The organism is Methanoregula sp. (genome assembly GCF_003170075.1).
GTDB lineage: Archaea > Halobacteriota > Methanomicrobia > Methanomicrobiales > Methanospirillaceae > Methanoregula.
In genome coordinates this window covers 1-10567 of record NZ_PMZU01000055.1, presented here as the reverse complement: position 1 = coordinate 10567, position 10567 = coordinate 1, and the positions used below count along the sequence as shown (strand labels likewise).

General features: G+C 52.1%; 10 protein-coding genes. 7 read left to right on the top strand and 3 right to left on the bottom strand.

The features are described 5' to 3' along the window. Nucleotides 1–195 precede the first annotated feature (195 nt). The 3 genes from QZN75_RS07245 to purH form a co-directional block, all read right to left on the bottom strand. Entirely contained in the window at nucleotides 196–969 is a 774-nt protein-coding gene (locus QZN75_RS07245) for a DUF4013 domain-containing protein (protein ID WP_292426709.1), read from the bottom strand. A 107-nt stretch (nucleotides 970–1076) separates the two neighbouring features. After that, nucleotides 1077–1763, bottom strand: coding sequence for a DUF4013 domain-containing protein (locus tag QZN75_RS07240; protein ID WP_292426705.1), 687 nt, complete (start codon nucleotides 1761–1763; stop codon nucleotides 1077–1079). A gap of 138 nt (nucleotides 1764–1901) precedes the next feature. Next, a complete protein-coding gene (gene purH / locus QZN75_RS07235) occupies nucleotides 1902–3386 on the bottom strand; it encodes a bifunctional phosphoribosylaminoimidazolecarboxamide formyltransferase/IMP cyclohydrolase (protein WP_292426702.1) in 1485 nt (494 codons plus the stop codon). A gap of 320 nt (nucleotides 3387–3706) precedes the next feature. On the opposite strand from purH, the gene QZN75_RS07230 reads away from it, so the two are divergent. The 7 genes from QZN75_RS07230 to QZN75_RS07200 form a co-directional block, all read left to right on the top strand. Further along, nucleotides 3707–4237: a nucleotide exchange factor GrpE gene (locus tag QZN75_RS07230; RefSeq protein WP_292426699.1), complete on the top strand. Its 531-nt coding sequence runs from the start codon at nucleotides 3707–3709 to the stop codon at nucleotides 4235–4237. Between the two features lie 28 nt (nucleotides 4238–4265). Next, nucleotides 4266–6143, top strand: coding sequence for a molecular chaperone DnaK (gene dnaK, locus QZN75_RS07225; protein WP_292426696.1), 1878 nt, complete (start codon nucleotides 4266–4268; stop codon nucleotides 6141–6143). A gap of 6 nt (nucleotides 6144–6149) precedes the next feature. Next, nucleotides 6150–7277, top strand: coding sequence for a molecular chaperone DnaJ (dnaJ, locus tag QZN75_RS07220; protein WP_292426693.1), 1128 nt, complete (start codon nucleotides 6150–6152; stop codon nucleotides 7275–7277). A 57-nt stretch (nucleotides 7278–7334) separates the two neighbouring features. Beyond that, nucleotides 7335–8648: an NAD(P)/FAD-dependent oxidoreductase gene (locus QZN75_RS07215; protein WP_292426691.1), complete on the top strand. Its 1314-nt coding sequence runs from the start codon at nucleotides 7335–7337 to the stop codon at nucleotides 8646–8648. A 79-nt stretch (nucleotides 8649–8727) separates the two neighbouring features. After that, nucleotides 8728–9426, top strand: coding sequence for a glycosyltransferase family 2 protein (locus QZN75_RS07210; protein ID WP_292426688.1), 699 nt, complete (start codon nucleotides 8728–8730; stop codon nucleotides 9424–9426). 36 nt (nucleotides 9427–9462) lie between these two features. After that, complete coding sequence (locus QZN75_RS07205) at nucleotides 9463–9888, top strand: hotdog fold thioesterase (RefSeq protein ID WP_292426686.1); 426 nt, start codon at nucleotides 9463–9465, stop codon at nucleotides 9886–9888. Nucleotides 9889–9999: 111 nt separating this feature from the next. After that, nucleotides 10000–10567: ferredoxin domain-containing protein (locus tag QZN75_RS07200; RefSeq protein WP_292426684.1), on the top strand; the 568-nt coding region annotated here is incomplete at its 3' end.

The window sequence follows — 10567 nt, the reverse complement described above, 5'->3', positions numbered from 1 at the left end:
GTTACGATGGACCCCGCCGCCCCCGGTAGGAAGCCCCGCGGCGGATCGAGCAACTAAATCAAAGGTAAATCAATGATTTAACTTATCCATACGAAATAGCAAGGAGCCGGTTTTTCCTTATCATAACTATAGTTGTATTCCGACGGCTCTTTTTCTTTAGGTTCAAAATTTTGATTTGAAAAAAAGTGAAAATTTTCAGATGTTACCCTGCGTTGGGGGCTGTTCTGCCGGCACCGTTGCGGATGCAGGTTCGCCACACTCATAGACCAGCGCCGCATAGCGGCTGGTAAACATAACAAACGGCGGGTATAGCACAATCACGACGATCAAGTATACGATCTGACCAATCACCGGTATGAGCGAGAAGATATGAAGCAACAACCAGAAAATAACACCGGTAGCTCCAATAATGATAAGGGCCGCAATATAGGTGAACCAGCCAATCCGGCGGATCTGGGCGAGGATTTCTGAAAAGTTGAAACCCTCGCCAATCCTCCCTGTCCGGGCAAACCGGACAGATCCAATAAACGAGAAGATAGAAATGACGATTGCTATGATGACAGCGACGAGCAGGAGGATAAACATCGTCCCGATTGCTGACAGGATCTGTGGATGCGATGTCATCCACTGTTCCGTCTGTGCTTCCGTCATTGCAGCAAAGTCCACGGAGAGTGCACCGGCTGAGATGAATGTCGAGATAAGTGGCAGGAATGCTGCAATAACGAGCAGGATGATCGGCAACGCATAGATCAGGCTTACGGCAAGCAGTTTGAGCCCGTCAATAAAAAGCGTGCCCCATTCCTTAAGTTCTGGGGCAGGCTTTTCCCCACGGTATATCCGAACCATATAGCCAAGGATCAGAGGAAAAATTATCAGGCAGATAATCAGAAACAGCCAGTGTTTCCATTTCCCCCATACTCCTGCCTTTGCATAGGAGAATGAGTCGTCAAGCATTGTACCAAAACTCATAACCAATACCCTGTATTCTTCAACTGTTGGAATGTCAACGATAAAAGAATATCTTCGAAAAAACTGATTAGGAAACGGATCCTGCATATATCCTGTAAAAAATGGGATTATGCTGTGCCAGCACTGTCATAGACCTGAGTAATATACCGTGCTTCAAACACTGCGACAACCGGAATCACCACGAGAAGGATGAGTACTGTAATGACCGGTCCGACAAGCGGCAGGGCAATCATCAGTGCTATGAGAACAAACCAGAGGATGAGTACCGGGATACCGACTACTATTGCAACAATAATGAGTGCAAGGATATAGGAAAGCCAGCCGATCTTTTTGATAGTGGCAAGAATTTCACCGAAATTAAAGGCCTCACCGAATTTCCCGGTTCGTGCAAAGCGGATAATCCCGATAGGCGAGATCAGGCCAATAATAATGGCAACAATGATCAAGATAACCGCAAGGATACCGGCACCTGCAAGGCTGGTCATCATTGCCGTCGGGTTACTTCCGAGTTTAGTCGCAAAGGTTGCACCGATAACAAGGAATTCCAATATGATGATAGGGATTGCATAGATGATTCCGACAATGAAGAGAAGGATACCATCAACGAAGAGCTTGCTCCAGCCATCGACTTCGGGCGCAGGTTTGGTTCCCCGGTAAACGTTCATGATATATCCCATCAGGGGAATTGTCAGAATAAGCGTGGCGATAATCAGGAGCAGCCACTTGTTCACTTTATCAATGATACCCTCTTTTACATAGGTAAAAGAGTCCCCGATCATGTTTCCGTAATCCATTGCATTCACCACAATGATTCATTCTCTCATCATCCATGACTGTCCCAGCCACAAACGACTTAAATCAGGTATGACAACTTCGCAGAATATAAATTTATCTTGAAATCTGGCTTAAAACAGGAAAATACCAAAAAATTTTCAGTGTCTGAAATATCTCACGCCGGTAAAGATCATGGCCATATTCAGCCGGTTTGCCGCTTCAATAACTTCCTTGTCCCGGATGGAACCACCGGGCTGAACCAGTGCGGTGGCACCGGCCTTTGCCGCAACCTCAAGGGTATCAGGGAAAGGGAGGAACGCATCGGATGCAACTGCGGACCCTGAGAGCGGGGCGCAGGCTTTCTCGATCGCAATCTTTGCCGAATCGACCCGGCTCATCTGTCCGGCACCGATCCCAAGGGTATGCTTCTGATCAGCAAAGATGATCGTGTTACTCTTGGTGTGCTTGCAGACTTTCCACGCGATCCGGAGTGCCTGCATCTCATCGGTCGTCGGGTCGCGGTCAGTGATCACCTTCCAGTTCTCTTTATAGGGAGGGGTCCGCTGGACAAGGATGCCTCCATCGATAGTACGCACTTCATCCGCATTCACACGCTCCGGGAGGATGAGCACCCGCATGTTCTCTTTCTTTTTCATGGTGTCGAGGGCTTCCTGTGTAAACGATGGCGCGACAACAACTTCAACAAAAGTAGAGTCGATTGCTTCTGCAAGTTTTTTGTCCACTTCGCGATTAAGCGATACAACCGAGCCATACGCTGATACCGGATCGACATCGCGGGCAGTCAGGTAGGCATCGAGAATATCCGCACCGATCGAAACGCCGCAGGGATTGTTGTGCTTGACTATCACGGCCGCCGGATCCTCAAATTCCGCTAAAAGGGCAGTGCCGGCATTGACATCGAGATAATTGTTGTACGACATCTGTTTGCCCTGCAATGGTTCTGCACCGGCAACACCTTCGGTACCGTATACGGCCGCCTGCTGATGTGGGTTCTCTCCGTACCGGAGCATCCTCCCGTGGGTAAACTGGAGTGAGAGGGTGTTCGGGAATGCCATATCCATGGTGGACAGGTAATTGCTGATGGCCGCATCGTAGGCCGCAGTCCGGGCAAACGCCTTTTTGGCGAACATCAGTTGCTGTTCCGGAGAGAAACCGGCACCGCTGATGGTTTTAATCACTGCAGGATAATCAGCCGGATCAACCACAACCGCAACGTTCTTAAAATTTTTAGCCGCTGCACGGATCATTGCCGGCCCACCGACATCGATATATTCAATCAGTTTGTCCAGTGACATGGACTGCCCTGACATCTTCTCGAACGGGTACAGGTTCACAACAAGCAGATCGATATGGTTGATCCCGTACCTGGCCATCACCGCCTCGTCAATCTGGCGCCGTCCCAGGAGACCCCCGTGAACCTTGGGGTGAAGCGTCTTGACCCTTCCATCCATCATCTCGGGAAACCCCGTATAATTCGATACTTCGGTAAACGGGATATTGGCCTCTGCAAGCGCTTTTCCGGTCCCGCCAGAACTCAGGAGACTGTACGTGTTATTGACCAGCCCCTGTGCCAGTTCGACAATCCCTGATTTATCCCATACCGAAAGAAGCGCCCATTTCATGAACTAGTATATGCAGATAAATGCCAAAAAAGGTATGCTGTACCTAGAGATCTCACCAGAATATCCGAAAATGGATACAATAAGGTACCGGCATATTTTTCTCGCATTACAAAAAATGTCCAGATGATGAAAAAGAACTGTACAGGCTCTTTTTTACCGCAACAAAGACCGTTTCATGTGCCGAATAAAAGAAATTCCCCGTTTCATCCCCCCTCTTATCCAAAAACCTTTGATTTTAGCAGATACAGTCGTTGGCGTTTACCAAAAAATTATATAGAACCACAATGCAATAGATATTGGAACATCGAATGGGATGAACTATGGAAGATCACGATACCATTCCCGTGCCGGAAACACCGGTATCGCCACCACTTCAGATTCGTGATGAACTCGCGGAGCAGAAGAAAAAGTATGATGACTTAAATGATCGGTATCTCAGGCTTGCAGCGGATTTTGATAATTACCGGAAGCGGACTGCCCGTGATCACGAGGACAGGATACAACATGCAAACGAGCGTTTTGCAGTTGATATCCTGGAGGTCGTGGACAACTTGGAGCGGGCGCTCAAAAGTGATGACAAGCATCTCCGCACTGGCGTTGAACAAATCCAGAAACTGCTTTACGGGATTCTCGAACGGCATGGTATCACACCCATAGATGCATTGAAAAAATCATTTGATCCCGGAGAGCATGACGCGATCGCGCACATTCCATCAAACGAAGCAGAAGGAACGGTAGTCGATGTCGTGTCTCCCGGGTACCGGATGTACAAAAAAGTGATCCGTTACGCAAAAGTTGCTGTATCCAGAGGACAAAACTCATATGATAAGGCAACAGTTGAAAAATCTTAAAATACAAACATAAAGGAGGACTGACAGAATGGCAAACGAGAAGATATTAGGTATCGACCTTGGGACCACCTTCTCCTGTATGTCAATCATGGAGGCTGGTAAACCCATTGTCATCCCCAACAGTGAAGGAGCACGAACAACCCCATCAGTTGTCGCATTTACAAAAGAGGGCGAGCGCCTGGTTGGAAGCCTTGCAAAACGTCAGGCCGTGGCCAACCCCAAGCATACAATCCAGTCCATCAAGCGTAGGATGGGGACCTCGGAAAAGGTAAAAATCGACGATAAGGAGTATACACCGCAGGAAATTTCCGCGATGATCCTCCAGAAGATGAAAGTTGACGCGGAGGCATATCTTGGTGAGAAGATTACAAAAGCGGTCATCACTGTCCCGGCATACTTTAACGATGCCCAGAGACAGGCTACAAAGGATGCTGGAAAGATCGCCGGCCTTGAAGTCCTGCGTATAATCAACGAGCCTACCGCAAGCGCCCTCGCCTACGGCATCGACAAGGAAGCGGATGCCACGGTCCTTGTCTATGATCTCGGCGGCGGTACGTTTGATGTATCGATCCTCACGCTCGGCGATGGAGTCTTTGAGGTAAAATCCACTGCTGGTAACAACCATCTTGGCGGCGACGATTTCGATAAACTGGTCACGGATTACCTTGTTGAGGAGTTCAAAAAGAAGGAGGGCATCGATCTCAAAAACGATATCTTCGCCATGCAGCGCCTGCGCGACGCTTCAGAGAACGCAAAGATCGAGCTCTCCCAGCGCCAGACAACAAACATCAACCTTCCCTATATTACGACAGATGCTGCCGGTCCCAAGTTCCTGAATATCGATCTTACCCGTTCAAAGCTCGAACAACTGATTGGAGACCTTGTGGAATCCACGGTCGGGCCGGTCAACCAGGCACTAAGCGATGCAAAACTGATGGCAAAAGACATCGACCACGTACTCCTTGTCGGTGGTTCGACCCGTATCCCGCTCGTTGTAGAGACCGTAAAAAAATTACTGGGCAAGGAACCAGACAAGGGCTTAAACCCTGACGAGTGTGTGGCTCTCGGTGCCGCCATCCAGGGTGCCGTGCTGACCGGTGAGACCAAGGACATCGTGCTCCTTGACGTGACGCCGCTCACGCTTGGGATCGAGACACTGGGAGGTATTGCCACAAAACTCATCGAGCGCAACACCACGATCCCGACCCGAAAAAGCCAGATCTTCTCGACTGCCGCAGACGGTCAGACCAGTGTCGAGATCCATGTCGTGCAGGGTGAACGCGCTCTTGCAAAGGATAATTTCACACTGGGCAAATTCCAGCTGACCGGTATCCCGCCTGCCCCACGGGGCATCCCGCAGATCGAGGTCACGTTTGATATCGATTCAAACGGTATCATCCACGTATCGGCAAAGGATCTCGGTTCCGGTAACGAGCAGGCAATCTCCATTAAAGGAGATAAAAAACTCTCGGACGAAGATATCAAGAAGATGATGAACGCGGCCAAGCAGTTCGAGGCCGATGACAAGAAAAAGCGGGAAGAGATTGAGGTCCGCAACCAGGCAGACACGGCAGTCTTTACTGCAGAAAAGATGCTCAAGGAGAGCGGCGACAAAATTGAAGCTGCCGACAAGCAGAAGGTAGAAGAAGGTGTTGCAGCCGTAAAGACCGCACTTTCTACGGACAACCCGGATGAGATCAAGAAGGCCATGGAGACACTTACCGAAGCCGTCTACGCCGCGACCACGAAGATCTACCAGAAGATGCAGGCCGAGAATGCGGCAAAACAGCAGGGCCCGCAGCCTGACGGCAGTGCAGGAGCCGGCGCCGGCCCAACGTCCGCCGAACCGGAACAGAAACAGGACGATAACGTCGTCAATGCAGATTACAAAGTCAAAGACGAGTGAGCATCCATGGGCTCGGGCGATTATTATGACGTCCTCGGCGTACCACGGTCAGCCGATGAGAAGGAGATCCAGAAAGCGTACCGCAACCTCGCCCGGAAGTACCACCCGGATGTCTGCAAGGATCCGGGAGCCGAAGAAAAGTTTAAGTCGATAAATGAGGCATACAGCGTACTTTCCGACGCCCAGAAACGGGCGCAGTACGACAACATGGGTCACGAGACCTACACCAATGCCTCGAAAGGATCCTATACTGGAGCGGGTGGACACGGGACCGGTGGCTTCTCGTCTGATTTCTCCGGTTTCGGGGATATCTTTGACTTCTTTGGCGGGAATCAGCGCAGGTCCGGCCCGCAACCAGGTGCCGATCTCTTAATGCGTATGCAGCTCACGCTTGAAGAGGCGGTGGCAGGAGCTGACAAGGAGATTGAAGTCCTGCACAGCGAGGCCTGTCCTGCATGTGCGGGATCTGGTAGCGAGACAAAAAAGACAAATGTCTGCCCGCACTGCGGTGGCAGCGGACAGATGCGCCAGACTGCACAGTCGGTATTCGGCCAGTTTGTCCGGATGACCCCCTGCACGATGTGCAGCGGCCGGGGCAAGATCCCGGAACGGCAGTGCCGCAACTGCCATGGTACCGGGCACACCCGGGTAAAGAGGAAGGTCTCAGTCCATATCCCTGCAGGTGTGGACAGCGGGATGCGACTGCGTATGGAAGGTTATGGTGAGGCCGGGGATTACGGTGCCTCTAACGGGGATCTCTTTATCGAGATGTATGTCCTTCCTCACAAACGCTTTGAACGCACGGGCGATAACCTTGAGACCACCGTGGAGATAACACCGGCCCTCGCAGTACTCGGGACGACAGTTGAGATCGAAACCATCGACAAGCGCCACATCGACCTGAAGATCCCGGCCGGTATCCAGTACAGTACCGCGCTTCGGATCGCTGGTGAGGGTGTAAAACGGCGCGGAAAACCCGGGGATCTTCTTATACGGGTGAAGATCGTTACCCCTAAGGGAATATCCGGTGAACAAAAAGAACTCTACCAGAAACTTGCTGATCTTGAAGGCCATGACAGCAAAACCGGCGGAATCTTCTCAGGGATTATGGGAAAGAAAAAAGGAAAGAAATAATCTTTTTTTACCGGTAACGGTGTATTTTTATAAATTCAGCCCGCCAACACTTGGGAAGTGAAAACTGCAATTCTCGGGGGCGGATTATCCGGCCTGACGCTGGCCCGGCTCCTGCACGATAAAGGCACAGATCTTGTTGTCCTTGAAGCAGAGCCGGCATACGGCGGGCTCTGCCGGTCGCGGACCGACAACGGGTTCACGTTCGATACCGGCGGCTCGCACATCATTTTTTCGCGGGACACCGAAGTGCTCACTTTCATGCGGCAGATGATTGCCGGGAACGAGCAGCAGAACGCACGGAACACGAAAATCTTCTACAAGGGCCGGTACGTGAAATATCCTTTTGAGAACGGCCTTTCTGACCTGCCCGCAGAGGACCGGTTCTTCTGCATCAGCGAGTTCGTGAAGACCCTTATTGCTGTGGAAAAAGGCGACCTCCCGGCACCGGAAACGTTCCGCGACTGGATCTACTACACGTTCGGGAAAGGGATCGCCGAATGCTACATGGTGCCGTACAACGAGAAGATCTGGAAGTACCCGACCGAAAAAATGTCCCTGCACTGGGTGGACGGACGCATCCCACGGCCGCCGGTCGATGACGTGATCAAATCCGCAATCGGCATCCCGACCGAAGGGTACACCCACCAGTCGGTCTTCTCCTACCCGCTTGACGGCGGGATCGAAGCGCTCGTAAAAGCGATCACACGGCCGGTGGCGCCTTACATTAAAACAAATTTTCGGATCCGTTCGATTAAAAAACAGGGGGAGCGGTGGCTCATCAGCAGCGGCACGGAGTCGATCGAAGCAGACCGCATCATCTCGACTATCCCCATCCAGCACCTGATCGCGGCACTTGATGACGTACCGCCGGCAGTAGAGGAGGCCTGCGATACCCTCACGTATAACTCGCTTGTCTGCGTCAACATCGGCCTTCGCGGGAGCGTCCCGGATTATTCGTGGCTCTACATCCCCGACCCGGCGCTCGGGAAGACTAACCGGATTTCGTTTCCCTCGGGATACAGCCGGCACGTGGCGCCGGAGGGCTCAAGCGCGATCCTCGCTGAGATCACCCATCAGCCCGGCGACAGTGTAGCACAAATGACCGATGAGGATCTCATCGCCGAGGTCACCGGCACGCTCACCAAAATGAACCTTCTAACGCCGGATCGGATCGTCTCGGCCTCGGTCGTGCGCCAGCCGTTTGCCTACGTGGTGTACGATACAGAATACCAGAAAAATATTGGCGTTCTCCGGGACTATTGCCGCTCGCTCGGCATTCCGCTCGTCGGCCGGTTTGCCCAGTTCGAGTACCTCAACATGGATGGTTGCATAAGGAGCGTGCTGGATTTCATAAAATCGTATCCTGCCTGACCTTTTTTCCCATTCACTCGGGCATCACGCTTATAATCCGACAGCGTAAAAAAAGTACAGGAGTTTTAAAAGAACCCGCATGATATCCGTTATTATCCCGTCATTTAACGAAGAAGAAAATATCGCCCAGTGCCTTGTCTCGCTCTCGCACCAGACAGTCAATAAAAGCGATTACGAGATTATCGTTGTTGACGGCGGGTCAACAGACAAGACCTGTGAGATTGCCCGGAAGTATGCCGACATGGTCTTTATCCAGACCAGCAAGAAAGTCGGCGGGGCGAGAAACGACGGAGTCATGGCATCAAAAGGCGATATCATCGCATCGACCGATGCCGACTGCATCCTCCCGCCGGACTGGATCGAGCGCGTCAGGGACGATTTTGCTGATCCGGCAGTCGTGCAGGTCTATGGCCCGGTCTACCCCATTGAGGACAGTGTCGGCAACCATTTCTCGCTTCTTATGGCAAACACTTTCTCCCGTATCGGGTACTACAGCCAGACCTTCTATTACACACTCGGCTGCAACACCGCGTTCCGTAAAGATGCATTTATCAAAGCCGGTATGTACCGGTGCATCGATGCCGGTGACGACATCGAAGTCGCGATGCGCATGAAAGACGAGGGGAAGATCCGATTTGACGGGAAATTAAAGGTCGGGTTCTCCATGCGTCGGTATCAGCAATATGGCACGCTCAAATCGCTCTACGAGTGGATCTATATCGTCGCCCATGGGGGGGAGACACAGAAGTATGCTTACACCCAGAAAAAATACAAGTGACCGCAGGGCCGGCAGTCCCTTTTGTGCGGAACGCTTATGACCAGCACCAAAAAAACGCCGGACGAACAACCGTCGGTATCCGTGAGCGATCATATAGCGGCATTCGAAGACAGTGCATTTGCCCGCCTGCTGGACATGCACATCACCGAGGCCCGTAACGGCTATGCACGCGTCGAGATGGACTGTGCCGGAAAACTTAACCCGCACGGTACCGCGCACGGTGGCGCCGTCTTCTCGCTTGCCGACCATGCCTTTGGCATCGCATCCAACTGCGGGACGAACCACTACACGGCAGTATCCGTGCACATCCAGTACCTCGTACCAGTGAAAGGCAAAGACCGGCTCGCTGCGGTCGCGGAACGGGTCGCTGCAAACGGGACCTGCGAGACGTACCGCGTCATGGTGTACGAAGGCGACCGGGCGGTAGCCGTGTTTGACGGCGTCGCATTCAGGGTCTCATAAGTAAATACCGACTGTAAAACCACCCGGGCAAAAACACCTGACTTTTTTTTTGCCGCGCACCACCCCACAAACCCTGCGCCTTTATCTCCCGGCAGTCTCCCATACACACGTATGACTGTTGAGAAAACAGCAGTGACCGCAGTCGCCGGGCTCATGGCGCTTGCAGCCCGCACCGCACCAAAAGCAAAAGGACAGGATACGATCCTCGTGCGTGTGCTCATAACGTCGGAATTAAAGAAACTTTCGCGCGCAATGACCACGTACGGAAAGACGCACGAAAACGCCGGCTTCTTCCTGCGCGATGCAAAGAACATTGCCGCAAGCGATGCCTGCGTCCTTGTCGGTGTTTTGGGAAAGCAGGCCGTCGGGATCAACTGCGGGGCATGCGGGTATGCCTCCTGTGCGGCATTCACAAAATCCGCACACAGTGCAGCAGCAAAAAAGCGTACCGCTCCCTTTGCCGGGCCCAACTGCGCGGTAAGGATGGCAGATATTGGGATTGCCGTTGGTTCAGCGGTAAAAACCGCACAGATCCACAACGTGGACAACCGGATCATGTACAGCGCAGGATCGACCGCCATCAGCCTGGGACTGCTCGGGAAAGACTGCACCGCGGCATTTGCGATCCCGCTCTCGGCATCGGGGAAAAATATTTTCTTTGATCGTGACGTTGCGAAAT

Coding starts and splice junctions, on each gene's coding strand:
- QZN75_RS07210 (WP_292426688.1), top strand. CDS start 8,728: ATGATATCCGTTATTATCCCGTCATTTAACGAAGAAGAAAATATCGCC.
- QZN75_RS07245 (WP_292426709.1), bottom strand. CDS start 969: ATGAGTTTTGGTACAATGCTTGACGACTCATTCTCCTATGCAAAGGCA.
- dnaJ (WP_292426693.1), top strand. CDS start 6,150: ATGGGCTCGGGCGATTATTATGACGTCCTCGGCGTACCACGGTCAGCC.
- dnaK (WP_292426696.1), top strand. CDS start 4,266: ATGGCAAACGAGAAGATATTAGGTATCGACCTTGGGACCACCTTCTCC.
- QZN75_RS07240 (WP_292426705.1), bottom strand. CDS start 1,763: ATGGATTACGGAAACATGATCGGGGACTCTTTTACCTATGTAAAAGAG.
- QZN75_RS07205 (WP_292426686.1), top strand. CDS start 9,463: ATGACCAGCACCAAAAAAACGCCGGACGAACAACCGTCGGTATCCGTG.
- purH (WP_292426702.1), bottom strand. CDS start 3,386: ATGAAATGGGCGCTTCTTTCGGTATGGGATAAATCAGGGATTGTCGAA.
- QZN75_RS07230 (WP_292426699.1), top strand. CDS start 3,707: ATGGAAGATCACGATACCATTCCCGTGCCGGAAACACCGGTATCGCCA.